At 38.2% G+C, this 17,583-nt stretch carries 18 protein-coding genes; 4 read left to right on the forward strand and 14 right to left on the reverse strand.

The window, feature by feature from the left end:
- Positions 1-2 precede the first annotated feature (2 nt).
- Positions 3-971 carry a D-2-hydroxyacid dehydrogenase gene (locus tag A3Q34_RS07590; RefSeq protein ID WP_231907452.1) on the forward strand — a complete coding sequence of 323 codons (969 nt, stop codon included), beginning with the start codon at positions 3-5 and terminating at the stop codon, positions 969-971.
- A 79-nt stretch (positions 972-1,050) separates the two neighbouring features.
- On the opposite strand, the gene ahpF is transcribed toward A3Q34_RS07590, so the two are convergent.
- Both ahpF and ahpC read right to left on the reverse strand, forming a co-directional pair.
- Positions 1,051-2,616, reverse strand: coding sequence for an alkyl hydroperoxide reductase subunit F (gene ahpF, locus A3Q34_RS07595; protein ID WP_070374812.1), 1,566 nt, complete (start codon positions 2,614-2,616; stop codon positions 1,051-1,053).
- Positions 2,617-2,740: 124 nt separating this feature from the next.
- Positions 2,741-3,304, reverse strand: coding sequence for an alkyl hydroperoxide reductase subunit C (gene ahpC / locus A3Q34_RS07600; protein ID WP_070374813.1), 564 nt, complete (start codon positions 3,302-3,304; stop codon positions 2,741-2,743).
- Between the two features lie 310 nt (positions 3,305-3,614).
- On the opposite strand from ahpC, the gene A3Q34_RS07605 reads away from it, so the two are divergent.
- Positions 3,615-4,532, forward strand: a complete 918-nt coding sequence (locus tag A3Q34_RS07605) for a hydrogen peroxide-inducible genes activator (RefSeq protein ID WP_070374814.1) — start codon at positions 3,615-3,617, stop codon at positions 4,530-4,532.
- 377 nt (positions 4,533-4,909) lie between these two features.
- Here the strand turns inward: A3Q34_RS07605 and A3Q34_RS07610 are convergent, their stop codons facing one another.
- Both A3Q34_RS07610 and A3Q34_RS07615 read right to left on the reverse strand, forming a co-directional pair.
- Complete coding sequence (locus tag A3Q34_RS07610; protein WP_070374815.1) at positions 4,910-5,704, reverse strand: substrate-binding periplasmic protein; 795 nt, start codon at positions 5,702-5,704, stop codon at positions 4,910-4,912.
- A gap of 101 nt (positions 5,705-5,805) precedes the next feature.
- Complete coding sequence (locus A3Q34_RS07615; protein ID WP_070374816.1) at positions 5,806-7,176, reverse strand: NAD(P)/FAD-dependent oxidoreductase; 1,371 nt, start codon at positions 7,174-7,176, stop codon at positions 5,806-5,808.
- 108 nt (positions 7,177-7,284) lie between these two features.
- On the opposite strand from A3Q34_RS07615, the gene A3Q34_RS07620 reads away from it, so the two are divergent.
- Positions 7,285-7,890: a GNAT family N-acetyltransferase gene (locus A3Q34_RS07620; RefSeq protein ID WP_083277934.1), complete on the forward strand. Its 606-nt coding sequence runs from the start codon at positions 7,285-7,287 to the stop codon at positions 7,888-7,890.
- Between the two features lie 34 nt (positions 7,891-7,924).
- On the opposite strand, the gene A3Q34_RS07625 is transcribed toward A3Q34_RS07620, so the two are convergent.
- Positions 7,925-9,496: an aminotransferase class V-fold PLP-dependent enzyme gene (locus tag A3Q34_RS07625; RefSeq protein ID WP_083278147.1), complete on the reverse strand. Its 1,572-nt coding sequence runs from the start codon at positions 9,494-9,496 to the stop codon at positions 7,925-7,927.
- Between the two features lie 298 nt (positions 9,497-9,794).
- Here A3Q34_RS07625 and A3Q34_RS07630 point away from each other — a divergent pair, with 298 nt between their 5' ends.
- A complete protein-coding gene (locus A3Q34_RS07630; RefSeq protein ID WP_070374818.1) occupies positions 9,795-11,615 on the forward strand; it encodes a DUF885 domain-containing protein in 1,821 nt (606 codons plus the stop codon).
- A 71-nt stretch (positions 11,616-11,686) separates the two neighbouring features.
- Here A3Q34_RS07630 and A3Q34_RS07635 read toward each other — a convergent pair whose 3' ends face one another.
- From A3Q34_RS07635 to A3Q34_RS07675, 9 genes are read right to left on the reverse strand one after another with little or no spacing between them, the layout of a single operon-like run.
- Positions 11,687-12,436, reverse strand: a complete 750-nt coding sequence (locus A3Q34_RS07635) for a HesA/MoeB/ThiF family protein (protein WP_070374819.1) — start codon at positions 12,434-12,436, stop codon at positions 11,687-11,689.
- A gap of 24 nt (positions 12,437-12,460) precedes the next feature.
- On the reverse strand, positions 12,461-13,549 hold the full coding sequence (modC, locus tag A3Q34_RS07640) for a molybdenum ABC transporter ATP-binding protein (protein ID WP_070374820.1): 1,089 nt from the start codon (positions 13,547-13,549) through the stop codon (positions 12,461-12,463).
- Complete coding sequence (modB, locus tag A3Q34_RS07645; RefSeq protein ID WP_070374821.1) at positions 13,549-14,250, reverse strand: molybdate ABC transporter permease subunit; 702 nt, start codon at positions 14,248-14,250, stop codon at positions 13,549-13,551. The genes modC and modB overlap by 1 nt, the downstream gene beginning before the upstream one ends.
- Positions 14,243-15,040: a molybdate ABC transporter substrate-binding protein gene (gene modA, locus A3Q34_RS07650; protein WP_070377057.1), complete on the reverse strand. Its 798-nt coding sequence runs from the start codon at positions 15,038-15,040 to the stop codon at positions 14,243-14,245. The genes modB and modA overlap by 8 nt, the downstream gene beginning before the upstream one ends.
- An 11-nt stretch (positions 15,041-15,051) precedes the next feature.
- On the reverse strand, positions 15,052-15,528 hold the full coding sequence (gene moaE / locus A3Q34_RS07655) for a molybdopterin synthase catalytic subunit MoaE (protein ID WP_070374822.1): 477 nt from the start codon (positions 15,526-15,528) through the stop codon (positions 15,052-15,054).
- A 10-nt stretch (positions 15,529-15,538) separates the two neighbouring features.
- The gene (moaD, locus tag A3Q34_RS07660; protein WP_070374823.1) at positions 15,539-15,787 is read right to left on the reverse strand and encodes a molybdopterin converting factor subunit 1; all 249 of its coding nucleotides are present in this window, start codon (positions 15,785-15,787) and stop codon (positions 15,539-15,541) included.
- Between the two features lie 3 nt (positions 15,788-15,790).
- On the reverse strand, positions 15,791-16,330 hold the full coding sequence (gene moaC, locus A3Q34_RS07665; protein ID WP_070374824.1) for a cyclic pyranopterin monophosphate synthase MoaC: 540 nt from the start codon (positions 16,328-16,330) through the stop codon (positions 15,791-15,793).
- Positions 16,330-16,872 carry a molybdenum cofactor biosynthesis protein B gene (moaB, locus tag A3Q34_RS07670; protein ID WP_070374825.1) on the reverse strand — a complete coding sequence of 181 codons (543 nt, stop codon included), beginning with the start codon at positions 16,870-16,872 and terminating at the stop codon, positions 16,330-16,332. The genes moaC and moaB overlap by 1 nt, the downstream gene beginning before the upstream one ends.
- 57 nt (positions 16,873-16,929) lie before the next feature.
- Complete coding sequence (locus A3Q34_RS07675) at positions 16,930-17,583, reverse strand: molybdenum cofactor guanylyltransferase (RefSeq protein WP_157470886.1); 654 nt, start codon at positions 17,581-17,583, stop codon at positions 16,930-16,932.

The following is a 17,583-nucleotide window of genomic DNA, read 5'->3' on the forward strand; positions in this document are numbered from 1 at the left end:
ACATGATTTCTTTTTGGCTACTCGCTATGCAAACCGTTTTTTTAGATCAACAAACCTTTAGTGCCAGCATTTCTTTGACCCGTATAAAGTCTCAAGTCAGTACATTAAGCTGTTATGCCACCACCACAGACAGTCAAATTATTGAACGTTGTAAAACGGCTGAGATTATTATCACCAACAAAGTGTTGTTATCTAAAAATATACTCGAGCAATTACCCCAACTAAAATTAGTGTGCATTGCCGCAACAGGTATGAATAATGTTGACCTAGTTGCTGCTAAAGCACTTAACATTGCGGTTAAAAACGTCAGTGGTTACTCACAAGCCTCAGTCAGTCAATATGTCTTTGCGCAAATGCTTGAATATTTCAGTAATACCGCACACCACAACATCAATACTCAACAAGGACATTGGCAAAACAGTGCTACTTTTTGTTTTCATGGCAAAGGAAGTCAAGAATTAGCAGGAAAAACCATCGGCATCATTGGTTTTGGCAACTTAGGTAAAGCGGTAGCGAAAATTGCTCAAGCCTTTGATATGCACGTCATGATTGCTGAACGTCCTAATGCGATAAAAATAAGAGAAAACCGTCATAGCTTTACTGAAGTATTAAATAAAGCCGATGTTATCAGCTTACACTGCCCACAAACCGAGGAGACGATAAACTTAATAAATAGTGAAACTTTAGCGCTTATGAAACCCTCGGCGTTACTGATTAACACGGCGCGTGGTGCACTGGTTAATAGTACGGATTTACTGCAGGCATTAAAGAATAAAATCATATCTCACGCCGTGCTCGATGTATTAGAACATGAGCCGCCAACCGTTAGTCACCCGTTAATTAGTGCTTTAATAAAAAAAGAAATCGATAACTTGTCGATAACTGCCCATATTGCTTGGGCCAGTATCGAGTCGCAGCAGCGATTAATTGATTTAGTCGCTTTAAATATTAAAAACTATAAAGCCGTATAAGGTTTATTTATACGGCTTTTGATAAGACACATCTAAACGAATAGCGATACTATAAGTTCAGATGTGTGGTTGATGTTGATTAACTTTCTCTAATAAGATAATCGAATGCTGACAAGGATGCTTTTGAACCCTCACCCATCGCAATAACAATTTGCTTATAAGGCACGGTAGAAACATCTCCAGCAGCAAATATACCCGGCTCAGAGGTCTGACATTTTTCGTCAATGATGACTTCGCCATATTTAGTACATTCAACAACACCCTGTAAAAAATCACTGTTGGGTAATAAGCCTATTTGGATAAATATTCCCGACAAGCTTTGTTGCTTCATCTCCCCTGTTGCTCTATCTTCATAAGCCAGAGCAACAACTTTACCACCTTCAGCAATCACTTCTTTAGTAGCAACATTTTTAATGATGGTTATCTTTTTATGCGCTTCCGCTTTTTCTACCAATATTTTATCTGCTTTCAAGCCAGGTAAGAATTCGAAGACGGTAACATGATTAACCATACTTGCTAAATCTAATGCCGCTTCTATTCCTGAGTTACCACCACCAACCACAGCAACATCTTTACCTTTGAAAAATGGGCCATCACAATGTGGACAATAAGCGACACCAGAACCAATATTTTCTTTTTCTCCTGGTATACCAAGTTCACGCCATTTAGCCCCAGTAGCAATGATCACCGTTTTAGATTCGATAACTTCGCCACTAGAAAGATGTAGCTTTTTCGGTACTTTGCTCTCAGGCTCACCTTTATCAATTTTTTCAACACGTACAAACTCTCTTGTCGTGATCTCGTAATCATTTAAGTGCGCTTGCATATTACCCGTTAGTTGTGTGCCGGTCGTTTTAGAGACTGAAATTAAGTTCTCAATACCTACGGTATCTTTGACCTGACCACCAAAACGGTCAGCAATAATAGTCACTTTCAAACCTTTACGAGCGGCATAAATAGCAGCAGCAACACCGGCAGGACCTGCGCCTATAACGGTAATATCTTGTAACGGTAACTGCTCGTTGTCATCGCCACCGACAATATAAGGGAAACGTTCGATAAGTTTATCGACTAATTGACCTGTGTCTATTTTTCCATTCGCAAATAATTCGCCATTAAGGTAAACACTCGGTACACCTTGAATATTACGTTCGTCTATTAAGTGCTTAAATAAGCCACCATCAATCATTTCACTGCTGATACCTTCGTTTAATAAGGCAAACTGATTCAACGATTGCACAACATCAGGACAGTTATGGCAACTTAAGGAAATAAATACTTCAAAGTGCAAATCTTCTTTGATTTTTTGCACCATTTTAGTCAAGGTGCTGTCTAATTTCAGTTCGGTACCCGATGACTGTAAAATGGCTAATATCAACGAATTAAATTCATGTCCACTGGGAATACCAGAAAAGTGGATGCCATTATTGTTACCGTCAATTTCTAAGTAGAACGTAATTGGGCTGCGTAAACCATCATCGCGTTCAACCAGTAGTAGATTGTCTGATACTGAGGTTAACTGTGTTAAAAATTCTTTTAATTCGTTGCGTTTTTGATGTTCACCCGTCTGTAAAACTAGTGATACTTTGTTGGTCATATTTTGGGTATAAGCTTTTACTGCATTTAAAATATCTTCACTTAACATGGGGCTACCTCATTATTTATCTTGTTGAATTTGACATAAGAGCTGTCATTTTGTTGGTTGAAATAAGGTGGAAGAAGCCTGGTTAACCAGAATAACGACTTCCACCCATGACGAGACTGCTGTCTTAGATTTTACCGACTAAGTCTAAACTTGGTGTTAAGGTTGCTTCACCTTGTTCCCAAGCTGCTGGACATACTTCACCGTCATTTTCACGCACATATTGTGCAGCTTTTACATTACGCACCATATCTTTTGCACTTCGACCGATACCACCCGCATGAATATGGGCAACTTGAATAACACCATCTGGGTCGACTAAAAATGTACCGCGGTGTGCCATATGATCTTCTTCAATCATCACATCAAAACCACGAGTAATTGTGCCTGTTTGGTCACCAATCATCGGAAATTTAATTTTACCAATCGCTTCTGAAGAATCGTGCCATGCTTTATGTGAAAAATGTGTATCGGTTGATACCGAGTAAACTTCAACACCAAGACCTTGCAACTCTTCATATTGGTTTGCCATGTCTTCTAATTCAGTTGGACAAACAAATGTAAAATCTGCAGGGTAAAACAAAAAGATTGACCATTTGCCTTTAGTACTCTCAGATGTTACTTCAACAAACTCATCGTTATGAAATGCTTGAGCTTTAAATTCTGGGATAGTTTTGCCTATTTGAGCCATGGGTATTACCTCTGTTATTTAAAAATGTTTAGTTAAATGGTTTTGTTTTAAAAGCATGTTTGCTTTCGATGTGGGTATAGTAGATTCTGTTGAACGATAAATAAATTTGATTAAATAGATTTTAATATTCTAAAAAACAGAATTACCAAATATTTATTATGATAACTAAACAAGAGATTATGCGAATGTCGGTTTCACATTATCCATCGAGAATATCAATATCAAAATAAGTTACCTGCGAACAAGATGACTAATTCAATAAATTCGATTAGGATGACATCTATGTTCAATATAAATTATCGTTATAAATATGATTTCAATAAAACAGCTTCATTACGCACTCGCTATCGAAAAGACTTTACACTTTAAAAAAGCTGCAGAGGCATGTAATGTTTCTCAATCAGCGCTAAGTACGGCCATTAATGAGCTTGAAAAGCAGTTGGGAATGATGATATTTGAGCGCAATAACAAACAAGTCTTAGTCACTCAAAAGGGGCAGCTGATCCTTAATAAGGCTCGCCAAGTAAAACTAGAACTAGATGAATTATTGCAAATTGCGAAAAGCGACAATCAACCTTTTTCTAGTTCGATGTCGATAGGTGTTATCCCAACTATAGGTCCATACCTTTTGCCTAAGGTGTTGCCCGAAGTTAGGCATCAATATCCAAATTTCAAATTGAAGATACTAGAAGAACAATCACATACTTTAGTTGATATGGTGCGAACTGGAGCGATTGATGCGGCGATATTGGCGTTACCCTATCCTATAGAGGGTTTAATGAGTTTCAGTTTTTGGCAAGAAGACTTTTATTTAGTCTGCCATAAGGATGAATGTCCACAGAAGACCCAAGAAATTACCAGTGAAGAGTTAGTAACAGAAAAGCTGATGTTGTTAAAAGATGGTCATTGCCTAAAGGAACATGCACTAGCGGCTTGTCAATTACAAAACCCAAAACAAAGTGCTGATTTTGGCTCTGCTAGTTTGCATACATTGATCCAAATGGTTGCCGGTAAACTTGGAACAACGCTCGTACCACAAATGGCCTTAGATCAGTTGACTTATAACGAATCTGAACTTCGGGCTATTCATTTAAATGAGCCAGGGCCACACAGAACAATTGCGTTAATCATTAGACCTAATTATGTAAGAACCGATGAGCTGACTATACTCAAAAATATTTTTATCGCACAACTTACTGAAAAATGCAGTGATCATTATCTTAAATAATCGTTCCATTTTATAGAATTATATATTTAATTTTATGAAATATACTGAATGATAATGTTAGGTGACAATCGTTTTATCGAAAATAAATCAGGTAACTCAGATGAAAAATATTATTAATAACATCAAGACAATTTTTAATACAACAACAGATAAAAAAGCCGTGGTTAATTGTAACTACTCAAATAATTACTATGGTGATCAGTATTGTCAGACGCAGAAGAATTAAAAGCATACATAAGGTTGGGCGCTAGTAAGGTTCGATAAAAAACTAGCCCTTGCACACCAATATTGGGTAAAAAACATTATAAATCAGTTAGAAATATATTAGCTGCATGACATTACTTTGCCAGTAAGCCACTTCACCAAATTAGCATATGTTATTTAAAATTCAGTTGGTATTTATTTAAAAGGACTTGATAATAAGGTGCGGCTTTAAATTGTTTGATGAGTCGTCCTAGTGTTTCTTTTATTTCTTGCGAGTCCGCCCTAGCTTTGGTTAATCCTAGGTAGACTGGAGTTTTCGCAACATAAGGCTCCATCTCCTGAACTTTAGAGATAACATTATTTTTTTTAATCAATTGATTAAAAACATATGGATTAGATATAGCCATATCGATGCGCCTGGTCAGTAACAGCTTTAATAATACTTCTTCAGTTAATGCTGGTAATTTGGTGAGGTAGTTAGCGCTATCAAAAGCTACTCCATAGGAAAACTCTCTTTTGGTACCAATTGAATAAGGTAGTAATTGCTTTAATCGCCCATTATATTGAAAATCATTATCGGCAAGCGTAAATAATTTATTAATCTCATAACCGTAAGAGGGTTCAATAAAGTGGTATATTTTTTCACGCTTTTTATTTTTAAATAACGTAAGTATCAGATCAACTTTACCTTCTGCAACAAGATAAAGTGCTCTTGGCCAAGGTAAAGTGACAAACTCAAAATCATATTTTGAGTTTGCTTCAATATAATCGAGAACATCAATAGTAAAACCCTTTATTTCTCCATTTTCTTTATAATTATAGGGAGAATAACCTATTTTCTCTATAGCGACTTTCAGCGTAACCCTAGCTTTACCTAGAAGATTACCGTCTGTCTTTAGACGGTTGTCGGCTAAAATAAAGAACGGAAAAAGGTAAAAGAAAAAGAGTAGTTTTTTAAGTATCATCATAAGTAAAAGTATAACGGTTTCTTTTTGTGTTCCAGCGACTGGATTATAAATATTGGCTAGCTACCCGTTATTATAGTTGAGTACCTTGAAAAGAAAAATGGCTAGAGCCACTCATCTTTAATCTTTCCATAATGAAAATATCCCCATTGGCCAACCCGTCGCAATGGTGCAAATGGAAATTTTGGTAACTGACAATTATAAAGAGGCAAGTTTTCTATTTTAGGGTCAATAGCTTTTTCAGCGACTTTTTCAGCCAACCGCTTACCTGCTTGCACCGAAAATGACACGCCAGAGCCACAGTAACCCATGCTATAAAAAACATTTTTCTTAGGATTTTGATAAATATGAGGTAAGTCGTCTAGCGACATACAGATCCAGCCTGACCAAGCATACTGGTAGTTTAGCTTAGCTAACGGTGGAAAACTTGTTTTTAACACAGCCAACAAACGCTGTGCGTAATAAGGATCATCGGCAGACTTGCCCGTTATAGCGCCACGCCCACCAAATAGAATACGATTGTCGGGTAGCTTTCTGTAATAGTATTTTAGTGCTCGTGTATCCATCACCACATTCGACGTTAAAAAGTTACAATCGGCTAACTGCTGCTCTGACAAAGATTCGGTGACAATAATTTGTGAAAGTACTGGCAACGTTCGATCGGTTGTTAATGAATGAAACCCTTTAGGTGTATATCCGTTGGTGGCAATAACAATCTTTTTAGCCGTAACAACACCTTGAGGTGTTATCAATTTTTGTTGGTGCCCTTCATCTAAAATATCTAACACTGGAGAGCTGGTATGAACCTTAGCGCCGGCTTCACGTGCTAATCGCTGATAGCCCCAGGCCAGTTTCAACGGATTTAAACCAAAACCGTCTTGATAGCGAATCGCGCCATAAGCATTTTTATCGTCCATGTATTGTTGACGAACTTCGTTTCTCGTTAAAATCTCCACATCACTATTTTTAATACCTGCAAAGGTTTTTTGTTGCAGTTTTGCTTGGCTAATAAGCTCGGCTAACTTGCTTGGCTTATGCGCTACTTTTAAAAAACCACGCGTTTGTACGTCACAGTCAATACCTTCAGCGATCAGTGATTTTACCGTTTCAACGCCAGCGCACATTTCATCATAAATGCCGCGCATCACTTCTTCACCCCATTTTTGCGCCATATCGCTATAAGACTTGCGCCCTGAAGACTTGAGAATAAAGCCAGCATTTCTACCACTACAACCCCAAGCCGTTTGATTTGCCTCTAATACATGCGCCTTAATACCATGTTCACGCGCTAAATGTAGCGCACAAGAAAGCCCGGTATAACCAGCGCCTATAATAGCAACATCAACATCTACGTCTTGATTGATTTGTCCGTCACTTGCTGGGGCATTTGTTTCAACATCTGCATTTTCAGCCCAGTAACTTTTAGGGTATGGGGCACCACAACCGGGAGATTTATCGTGTAAAGGATCGTACATTTTTCAAAACTACTTTAAGAAAGAAAACCACAGAAACTTTACCGTATTTATAGGAAATTTGCTAAGATCAATTTTCTAAAAATCACTTTATTTAAACAAATATAAAAAATGAAAAAACAGTTTAATTCAGTAAAGTCTCAAGTCTTATATCGTGAAATGTTACCTAGCGATTTTTCAGCAATAATTGCCTTAGGCACAGCTGTTCATGGTGCTGGTTATATTGACGATTCAAACATGGGCGTCTGGTATAGAAAAGGTATATTAAAAATAGCTGATAGTAGCGAAATCAATGCAAACTTTGTCGCTTATCTAGATAACGTACTAATAGGTTTTCGCTTAACTTACGCGATTAATCAATGGGAAATTGACGCTTGGTGCAGCCCTGAATTATGGCAACAACCCAGCGAAAAAGTTTGTTATTTCAAATGTAATACCGTTGATGAGAATTATCGTGGTTATGGTGTTGGCAGTCAGCTACTGAAATTATCAACACAAGCAGCAATTAAACAAGGTGCAAATGCGGGTGTTAGTCATTTATGGAAACAAAGCCCCGGTAATAGCGCAGTAAAATATTTCACTAAATGTGGTGGCGTGTTAATTAAAGAACATCCAGAGCGCTGGAATGAACTCAGTAAGCAAGGCTATGAATGCCCAGAATGCCCAGACGAATGTCATTGTGTGGCTGCGGAAATGATCATTCATTTTGAAAAATAATCATTACACCGTTAATTCAGATGACATTCAGTCACTAGCCAAATATTTTCTTAAATAATGAAGCTGGTGTTTTAATTTCAGCCCCGTTATTTTGTACTAGCTCCCCCTGACATTGAGTGTCTATCATTGCAACATCGGGTAACACTAAGGCATTAAAATCAGTGAGGCTTGGATATTCAACCGCAGAATTTTTATGTTCAAAGTCTCCTGTAGCAGGGTTAAAGCGGTATTCTTTCGCCCATTCAACAATATTTTCAGTGACTTGATTAATCGCTTCAACAATATACCTGACTTCCTTATCAGAGGTCGTAGGATGAAATGACGCACGTATCCAACCAGGTTTTTCAGCATAATCACCCCTATTAATTTTTTCGGTGATTTTGTTAGACGTATCATGATCAACATTCAATAATATATGACCATAAGTGCCCGCACATGAACAACCACCACGCGTTTGAACACCAAACTTATCGTTGAGCAATCGTACCACTAAATTATAATGAACATTAGGAATGTAAAAAGAAACAATAGCTAAACGGTCTTTAACATTCTTTTCTAGCATCACTACGTTGTCATTTTTGGCTAATTCAGTCATTACATAATCAGTAATTTCTTTTTCACGGGCGGTAATGTTGTTAACGCCCATAGCGTTCTTTACTTTTATCGCTAAGGCAGTACGAATACACTGTAAAAATCCAGGAGTTCCGCCATCTTCACGCATTTCAATATTATTGAAAAAGCTGTGCTCTCCCCATGGGTTGGTCCAGGTGACTGTTCCACCTCCGGGGTGATCGGGTACTCTGTTTTTATAGAGCGCTTTATTGAAGATAAGCACTCCTGAACTGCCAGGCCCACCAAGAAATTTATGAGGAGAGAAATAAATGGCGTCTAAACTTTGCTTGGAATTTGTTGGATGCATATCAATATCAACATAAGGTGCTGAACAAGCAAAATCAACAAAACATAAGCCGCCGTGTTCGTGCATTTTTTCTGCTAACAAGTGATAAGGGGTTTTAATGCCAGTGACATTGGAGCAAGCAGAAAACGATCCTATTTTTACTTTTCTAGCTTGGTACTTTTCTAACAATAATTGTAGATGTTCAAGCGACGGTAAACCATGGCTGTCAGGGTCAATAATCTCTAACGTGATATCACACTCATACCAAGTAGTTTGGTTTGAATGGTGTTCCATATGGGTAATGAAAACAACAGGTTTATCACAGTCATCAAACTTCACTTGCTCTTGCATACGCTCAGGAATACGTAGACCTAGAATACGTTGAAACTTATTAATAACACCGGTCATTCCTGCTTCTGCCGTGATTAATACGTCATTATCGCAGGCATTTACATGGCGTTTTATTATTTTTTGCGCATCATGATATGCATTCGTCATCGCACACCCGGTTAAATTAGTTTCGGTATGGGTATTAGCGACAAAAGGCCCTAAGGTATGGCTGATATAATGTTCAATTGGCGCATAAAGTCGACCACTTGCAGTCCAATCAGCGTAAACAATATCTAATTGCTTACCATTGATTTCATGGCTTAATGATTGACCAATGATATTATTCCTAAAAGGAAGAAAGTGATTTTCAAGTGACATAATTGACGGCTCGTACGTTATTTCGATAAATAATTCTAGCAAAACCGCAATAATGAGCAATCAAAAACCAATTAAAACAATCAATACGCAAAAAAAATTCATATAAAAGCAATTTATAGAAAAAAACTCTAAACTCAACTGCTTTTCGTTGAGATAACGGAAACTCAGTTTCGCGCAAATGTTGTACTTGTCAGGTGCTTGATCGGATAAGAAGAACAATTCGTCGTACAATACTATTTACTTGGATAAAATTACGTTACTTTATTAGCTGTTTATAACCGTAGGAATTTAATAAAATATGAATTTTTCTTTGTGTAAGTTTTTGGTCGTGCCCGCTATTCTTGTTTCACTTAGCGCTTGTCAACTCACCATGAATAGCAAAAACTCGCCACAGACCACCGCTAACGAAAAATTTGATAGTACGGTTAAAGCACTGTTAGATCATCGTGCCAGTAAAGGTATTTATCAAAAAAGTGCCGCGCTAAACGAAGAAAGCTATTGGCCTGATTTATCAACAGAAATGTTGGAAAAAAAATACCAACAACGTCTCACTATCGCGGCAGCATTTGAAAAGATAAATCAAACGTCACTGTCAGACGATAATCAAATTAATTATGCAATTATTAAAGCCCAACTTGATAATAGTATTGCTGAGTATTATTTTAAAGCTCATTACATGCCATTCAATGCTGAATCAGGTTTTCACTCTAATTTAAGTTTTTTCATCAACAATACCGCATTTAATAAAGAAAAAGATATCGACTTCTATTTAAATAAATTATCAGCGCTTCCGCTATATTTTGATCAAAACATTTATTGGATGCAACAGGGATTATCGACAGGGATCACTCAACCTCAAGCGGTATTAATCGGCTATGAACAGTCAATACTCGCCTTTATTCCTGAGCATGCTGAAAATTCTGAATTTCTTAAACCTTTTAACACAGCGTCAAATTTAATTGCACCTGACGTGCTTTCTGATAAAAAAAGCCAGCTTATTGCGCTATTAAAAACTAAAGTTATTCCTGCTTATCAGCACTACTATCAATTTTTTACCAAAGAGTATTTTCCAAATGCCCGTAAAACTATTGGCGTTTCAGCGACAGCTAACGGTAATGAATTTTATCGCAATAGAGTTAAGCACTACACCACAACAGATATGACACCTGAGCAAATTCATACCTTAGGTTTGAGTGAAGTAAAACGTATTCGTCAAGAAATGGCTGAGATCATTGTCAAAACTGGTTTTAAAGGGACTTTTTCTGAGTTCACCAATTTCTTACGAACTGATGAACAGTTTTATGCAAAAACGCCGTTAGCGTTACTTAAAGAAGCTGCGTATATTGCCAAACAAATGGATGCTAAATTACCCGCACTCTTTAAGCATTTACCTCGCACACCTTATGGCGTTGCACCCGTACCAGACAGCATCGCACCTAAGTATACTACTGGGCGCTATATTCGTGCGCAAAATGATACTCAACCCGGTTATTATTGGGTTAATACCTACGCGTTAGACAAACGTCCCCTTTATGTATTACCCGCTTTAACCTTACATGAGGGTGTCCCTGGGCATCATCTGCAAATATCACTGAATGGCGAATTAGATAACTTACCTTCATACCGAAGAAATGCCTATATTTCTGCCTTTGGTGAAGGTTGGGGCTTGTATGCTGAATGGTTAGGTATTGAAGCCGGCATATACCAAGACCACTACAGTAATTTTGGTCGCCTGACCTATGAAATGTGGCGGGCAGCCCGTCTTGTTGTTGATACAGGTATGCATGTTATGGACTGGTCAAGAGCGCGTGCCATAAACTTTATGACCGATAACACCGCACTTTCATCACACAATGTGAAAACAGAAATTGATCGTTATATATCATGGCCAGGACAAGCGTTATCTTACAAAATTGGTGAGATAACCATCAGAAATCTACGTAAAAAAACAGCAGCTGAATTGGGACAAAATTTTGATGTTCGCGAATTTCATCATCAAATTTTGAAAAATGGTTCCGTTCCTCTAAACGTACTTGAAGACCAAATTAACGCCTATATTGCCACAACGTTATTAACAATCGCAGCAGAAGATAAGAAAAAAAGCATCAAAAGTGAGTAGGCACTCATAGCCATATGAAGCGACACTGAGTTATTTCATTTAACTCAGTGTCGTTAATAAGCATGAATTATCTAGCTCGTTCGACAAACAGGGCAATCGTCCTGTTTATTTAGGGTAAATTGTTGCCATTGATTTGATAAACCATCAAAGAGATTTAACTGATTAATATGTATGGTGTTGCCTGTTAATAATTTAATGGCCTGTAACGATTGCATACCGGCTATAATCGCTAATACCGGACCGACAATACCAAGGGTTTGACAATTTTGGGTCGGCGCTTTTTCACTTTCAGGAAATAAGCACTGATAGCAAGCACTTGCTGGATTTCGAGGATCAATGACTAATTGCTGACCGTCAAACCCCGTAGCCGCCCCAACAATTAATGGTGTTTTTTGCTCAACACAGATTTTATTTAATAAATAACGCGTGGTGATATTGTCGGTGCAATCAAGGACCACGTCGACCTGTTCAATGTAATAGTTTGCTAATTCTTCATCAAGCATCTCATCAACGACTTCGATAGTAATGTCACTGTTATGTTGTTGCAATTTCTCAGCACCAACATCAGCTTTATTATTACCGATATCATTTTCAGTGAATAATATCTGTCGCTGTAAATTGGTCATCTCAACCTTATCACCGTCGGCGATAAATAAAGTTCCTACTCCGGCGGCCGCTAAATATAAACTCGCCGGATTACCTAGCCCGCCGACACCAACGATTAGTACTTTGGCTTCACGCAGGGCTAACTGCCCTTGCTCTCCTATTTTATCGAGCATAATTTGACGGCTGTAACGTAGTTGTTCGTGTTGAGATAACATCAGCTAAATAGTTCCTAAAAAAAGTTAACGCAGTGAACGTACTGCATTCGCTTTAAATTGAATGAATATACGTTGACCCAGCATTAACGATAAACGCTTAGCCGACCAAGTCGTAATAGTGACAAAAAAGGGTTGTGCTGAGCAATTAACCGTTATTAGCATTTGAGCATTAGCGCCATCAGATGAGATGATGTTACTAATTGCTGTTATTTCGCCATGTAAATGATTAACAATAGAGCTTTCGATAGGTTCATGTAAAGTAATGCTAATATCACTAGCAGCAATAATACAGCGCACTTTTTTATTTTTGTCTGATGGACGGTCACAAGCAATAAATATTTGTTGCTCGCCTAAACGTAAACTTGTTAAGCCGTATTCGGGTAAATGCTCTTTCACCATCAATGATAAGCTGGTTTGATGCAATATTTTGTTATTGGTGGTTAGTTGATGAATAACTTGGTGAATATCACCATGATGACTCACTTTTCCTGAAGAAATAACTAATAGCTTATCGGCCAGTTGTTGAAGCTCATCTAAAGAATGGCTGACATATAACATTGGTAAATCAAGCTGTCTCTTGACCCTCTCGAGTAAAGCTAACAAGATAATTTTATTTTTATCGTCAAGTGCACTTAAGGGCTCATCAAGTAATAATAATCTTGGCTCAGCTAATATCGCACGCGCTAATGCAACACGCTGTTGCTCGCCCCCAGAGAGTTGAGTAACCGCTTTATCGAGCAAGCTTTCAAGCTGGGTGAGTTCAACTATTTCTGAAAAACTTAACCGACAATTTTTATGTCGCTTTAGCCCAAAACGTAGATTTTCTTCGACATTTAAATGAGGAAACAAGCGACTATTTTGAAAGACTAAACCTATGCTACGTTGATGTGGTGCAACAAACGTTTTTTCCTCGCTATAAAATAAGTATTCATCATCAAGTAATACCTTGCCATGTGCTTGTTGCTCTAATCCGGCAATCACTTTCAATAAGGTTGATTTTCCAGAGCCAGAATGACCAAAAATCCCTGTGATACCCGTTAAAGATATTTTTTCATCAATTGTTAATGAAAAATCATCGTGCTCAACGGTGAAGTTTAGTGCTAGCTCAGCCATTAATTAAACCTCTTTGATTTAACTCGTTTATTTTTAGCGGGCCGATTCAGTAAATAAATTAAAGATAATAGAACAAGCGATGAGATAACTAAACTTATTGAAATAAGGTGAGCTTGTGCATAATCGAACGCTTCGACATGATCGAATAAGGCAATTGACAGCACACGGGTTTCACCTGGAATATTACCACCAATCATTAAGACCACACCAAATTCACCAACCGTATGAGCAAAGCCTAAACTGGCTGCGGTAATAAAACTGGCTTTAGTCATTGGCATAACAACCGTAAAAAATCGATCGAAAGCGCTAGCACCAAGCATAGCGGCTGCTTCTAATAAGTCATCGCCCAATTGCTCAAAGGCCTTTTGTAATGGTTGCACAACAAAGGGTAAAGAGTATAAAACCGAGCCAATAACAATAGCAGAGAAGCTAAACGCTAGTTGTTGACCGGTTGCCTGTTGCCAAATTTGTCCTGGAAGGTATTGTGGAGAAAACAACAATAATAAATAAAATCCCAGTACTGTCGGTGGTAGCACTAAAGGCAAAGCCACTAATGCTTCAATAAAAACTTTCGATCGGCTTTGCATTTTAGCGAGATACCAAGCGAGCGGTGTGCCAATTAACATTAAAATAACCGTGGTTAAGCCCGCCATTTTTAATGTGGTGATCAGCGCCAGCATATCTGGGTGGGTATTACTCATTGGTATTGATCTCATTCGACGATGCATAACCTGATTCAGTAATAAACTGCTGAGCTTGCTTACTCATCAACAAGGTAACAAAACGTTCGGCTTGGGCTATTTGTTTACTGTGCTTTAAAATGACTAATTGCTGTTTTATTGGTTGATGTAAATATGAGGGGATCAATACTCCCTTAAAATTATTGAGCACTAATTGACTATTACTGACAATGCCTAAGTTTACCGCTTGCGAACGTGTTTGCTGAAACGTTTGGCCAATATTAATCCCTTGAATTAATCGGCCTTTATAATCATCCCAACGCTGTAAACTTTCTAATACTTGCTTAGCAGCTTTACCGTAGGGTGCAATCCTGGGGTTAGCAATAGCAAGACGTTGTTTATTATTACTAAGGGCTACCAAGAGATCGCTATCAATATTACCCTTTGCAGACCAGAGAGCTAGCTGTCCAAAAGCATAGGTTTGCAGACTCCCACTCATCGCTAAGCCGCTTGTTGATAATAATTGTGGCCGTTCACTGTCGGCAGATAAAAACACATCAAAAGTAGCGCCATGTTCAATTTGTAGAAATAAAGTGCCGCTGGATGCCGCGATAAGAATTGGTGATAAGAAGTGTTTTTGATTTGGGTTATAGCGAGCCAGTAACTGTTTTAATGTTGGTGCAAAATTTGAAGCAACCGCAATGCGCAAGGGTGCTTCATTCTCACTTGCCGTGTCTTTAGCCGCCACTAAAGTTATCGGTAACATAAGTAGCGCTATCAATAAAAAACGAGTAGATATACTCGCCAGCATTAATGCCAAAGCTATTTACTCCACGCCTGTGCTTTTTCTTTATCACTGGCTTTCGCTGCTAGCCAGGTTTCACCAAGTTCAGTGAGTTCTTTTTTCCAAAATGGCGCGGCTACTTTTAAAAAATCCATAATAAATTCATTAGCAGCAAAGGCATCTTGACGATGTTTACTAGTCACACCAACAAAAACAATTTGTTCACCTATGGCTAGCTGTCCGATTCGGTGAATGACTTTTACGCGGCCAATATCCCAGCGTTTTTTTGCCGTATCAATGATTTCAGCTAATAGCTTTTCAGTCATATCAGGGTAATGCTCAAGGAATAATCCTTTAACTTTCAAACCCAAGTTATTATTGCGCACTCGACCACTGAAGGTAACAACAGCACCATCTTCAACATTATCATTCTCTAACAGATTAACTTCAACACCGTGATCAAAGTCTTCGGTTTGAATACTGATCTCTGGGTACTTATTATTGAGACTTGCCATATTAACTATTTTATCCTCCGGTGACGGGTGGAAAGAAAGCCACTTCGTCTCCTGCTTTCACCAAAAAATCATTATTAACCATTTGATGATTAACCGCACAAAGTAATGAATTATTGGTGAGGTAATCTTGCCAATCATTATTTTTTTCACCTAACGCCACTTTAACTTCAGCGACGGTAGTGGCAAGGTCGGCACTTATTTCAGTACCCGCAGAGCCGAGCTGTTCTCTCAACGCAGCAAAAAATATTACTTTGATCATAGCTTATCCTTTATTCTTTGAATCTTCTAAAGCTTGCTCTGCTTTTGCTTGCCAAGAGCCTGATTTACCCCCTTCCTTAGTCATCACACGAATACCGTGAATTTCCATTAAAGGGTCAGCCGCTTTACACATATCAAATAATGTTAAACACGCAACAGCAACCGCTGTTAGGGCTTCCATTTCGACACCCGTTTGTCCGGTTAGTTTACATAAACTTGTCACATGCACTTGGCTACGTTCTTCATCGATGGTGAAATCAACATTCACTTTAGTTAACATCAACGGATGGCAAAGAGGAATTAAATCACTGCACTTTTTTGCCGCTTGAATACCGGCAATGCGAGCAACAGAAAATACATCACCCTTTTTATTATCACCTTGGGTAATTAACGACAAGGTATGTGCCGACATTTGAATATAACCTTCGGCAGTCGCAGAGCGTGACGTCAGCGCTTTATCGGTGACATCAACCATATTTGCTTCACCACGTTTATTGACATGGCTTAAGGCGCTAACATGGTTATTATTTGCTAAAGTAGTCATTAGTCACGCGTCTCACAAACTTCTGCCATTTTTAAATGAGGTACAAAATTACAAGGGCGATGGCTCGCATCAAGTTGCTCTTTAATGAGTTTATCCCAAGCAGTACGACAAGCATTAGTTGAGCCCGGTACACATAAAATAACAGTACTGTTAGCAATGCCACCAAACGCTCGCGACTGAATTGTCGACGTGCCAATTTCATCAAGCGAAATAGCCCGGAAAACTTCACCAAAACCTTCGACATTTTTATCAAATAAAGGCATTAAGGCTTCAGGAGTATTATCACGAGCAGTAAATCCGGTGCCGCCGGTCGAAATTATCGCTTGGACATTATCATCAGCAATCCATTTTGAAACAATGGCGCGTAGTTGATAAACGTCATCTTTAACAATCACTTTATCGGCAAGTTTATGACCTGCTTTAGTTAAGCGTTCAACAAGTACTTGCCCTGATGTGTCATTTGATTCATCACGGGTATCAGAAACAGTTAATACCGCAATTGATAAGGGAATAAAAGCGTTACCGCTATGTAAAGAGCTCATGATTTTTCCTAAATTTTATTAGTTTTCTGTCAATTGTTAAATAAAAAACGCAAAAATTCACACAGAAAAGCGTTGCTGCGCTTGTTGCCATTCTTGCGGTGTATTGGTATTAAATAAACACTGTGGTGACTTTACAGCTAAAACTTGATGTGGCACTTGTGCAAACATCGAACGAATAGACGGACCATTTTTATTAGGGTTGTTTTTTTCGCTTAACGCACCTTTATTATCTTGCAGATACTGGAGGAAATGCGTGGTAAAGAATTGCTCAACAAAAGCATTGTTAGGTAAATAAAGTGGTAAAAAATGATCAGAAAAAAAGCAGGCTTTTTGAGCTAATTCACCTTTTATTTTTAACTGCGCAAGTGTTTCCTTGGTCATTAAAGGTAAATCAACCGGTAATATCAATAATGATTTAGGTTGGTATTTTTTAATAACACTGTAAATACCCCCCATAGGGCCAAGTTCTGCAAATTGATCAGTTACAAAATTTTCGCTGTTAACATCAATCCCATCAGTGCTTCCACTGACAACAATGTTATTAATACCAATATTTTTCAGTAGGTTCTTACTGAAACTGAGCATATTTTCTTGGCCATTTACTGCCGTCTTATTACGCATTAACAACGCTTTATTGCTGCCCATACGAGAAGATTTTCCACCCGCTAGCACTACGCCTAAACATCCTTGATTAAACAAAGCTGCATTCAT

Source organism: Colwellia sp. PAMC 20917 (genome assembly GCF_001767295.1).
GTDB lineage: Bacteria > Pseudomonadota > Gammaproteobacteria > Enterobacterales > Alteromonadaceae > Colwellia_A.

Bases quoted from the DNA above. Each gene is read 5' to 3' on its own strand.
- A3Q34_RS07615 (WP_070374816.1), bottom strand. From the start codon at position 7,176: ATGTACGATCCTTTACACGATAAATCTCCCGGTTGTGGTGCCCCATAC.
- A3Q34_RS07675 (WP_157470886.1), bottom strand. From the start codon at position 17,583: ATGAATGCAGCTTTGTTTAATCAAGGATGTTTAGGCGTAGTGCTAGCG.
- A3Q34_RS07610 (WP_070374815.1), bottom strand. From the start codon at position 5,704: ATGATGATACTTAAAAAACTACTCTTTTTCTTTTACCTTTTTCCGTTC.
- A3Q34_RS07590 (WP_231907452.1), top strand. From the start codon at position 3: ATGATTTCTTTTTGGCTACTCGCTATGCAAACCGTTTTTTTAGATCAA.
- A3Q34_RS07605 (WP_070374814.1), top strand. From the start codon at position 3,615: ATGATTTCAATAAAACAGCTTCATTACGCACTCGCTATCGAAAAGACT.
- A3Q34_RS07620 (WP_083277934.1), top strand. From the start codon at position 7,285: ATGAAAAAACAGTTTAATTCAGTAAAGTCTCAAGTCTTATATCGTGAA.
- A3Q34_RS07635 (WP_070374819.1), bottom strand. From the start codon at position 12,436: ATGTTATCTCAACACGAACAACTACGTTACAGCCGTCAAATTATGCTC.
- moaC (WP_070374824.1), bottom strand. From the start codon at position 16,330: ATGACTACTTTAGCAAATAATAACCATGTTAGCGCCTTAAGCCATGTC.
- A3Q34_RS07630 (WP_070374818.1), top strand. From the start codon at position 9,795: ATGAATTTTTCTTTGTGTAAGTTTTTGGTCGTGCCCGCTATTCTTGTT.
- A3Q34_RS07625 (WP_083278147.1), bottom strand. From the start codon at position 9,496: ATGTCACTTGAAAATCACTTTCTTCCTTTTAGGAATAATATCATTGGT.
- modB (WP_070374821.1), bottom strand. From the start codon at position 14,250: ATGAGTAATACCCACCCAGATATGCTGGCGCTGATCACCACATTAAAA.
- moaD (WP_070374823.1), bottom strand. From the start codon at position 15,787: ATGATCAAAGTAATATTTTTTGCTGCGTTGAGAGAACAGCTCGGCTCT.
- ahpC (WP_070374813.1), bottom strand. From the start codon at position 3,304: ATGGCTCAAATAGGCAAAACTATCCCAGAATTTAAAGCTCAAGCATTT.
- ahpF (WP_070374812.1), bottom strand. From the start codon at position 2,616: ATGTTAAGTGAAGATATTTTAAATGCAGTAAAAGCTTATACCCAAAAT.
- modC (WP_070374820.1), bottom strand. From the start codon at position 13,549: ATGGCTGAGCTAGCACTAAACTTCACCGTTGAGCACGATGATTTTTCA.
- moaB (WP_070374825.1), bottom strand. From the start codon at position 16,872: ATGAGCTCTTTACATAGCGGTAACGCTTTTATTCCCTTATCAATTGCG.
- moaE (WP_070374822.1), bottom strand. From the start codon at position 15,528: ATGGCAAGTCTCAATAATAAGTACCCAGAGATCAGTATTCAAACCGAA.
- modA (WP_070377057.1), bottom strand. From the start codon at position 15,040: ATGCTGGCGAGTATATCTACTCGTTTTTTATTGATAGCGCTACTTATG.